The organism is Oceaniferula marina, from assembly GCF_013391475.1.
In the GTDB taxonomy this organism is placed as follows: Bacteria; Verrucomicrobiota; Verrucomicrobiia; order Verrucomicrobiales; family Akkermansiaceae; genus Oceaniferula; species Oceaniferula marina.
Map to the genome: position 1 here is coordinate 1 of NZ_JACBAZ010000088.1, position 281 is coordinate 281.

1 protein-coding gene is annotated in these 281 nt (G+C 59.1%); it reads left to right on the plus strand.

What is annotated here, in order from left to right:
- Window positions 1-281, plus strand: a 281-nt coding sequence (locus HW115_RS19620; protein WP_178935366.1) for a glycoside hydrolase family 38 C-terminal domain-containing protein, incomplete at both ends; no start/stop codon positions are given.

Here is a 281-nt window from a genome sequence, read left to right on the forward strand (position 1 = left end):
GGCCGACCCGGGACTTCCTGAGGGAGTGTCCCCGACCCGTGTGGTCGCCGGAGGTGACGGCTATGTCCTCAATAACGGCCTGCTCGAGGTCAAGATTGACTCCAGAGGGCTGGTCACAGGCATGCTCGACCTTGAAAACCTGCGTCAGGTCATTGCCGATGGCGGGCAGGGGAACCTGCTGCAGATTCACAAGGATTACCCGAACCGTTGGAACGCCTGGGACGTGGATGTATTTTACAAAGATCAGGTGGAAAACCTGGATGGACCGGCGGAGGTGGAAG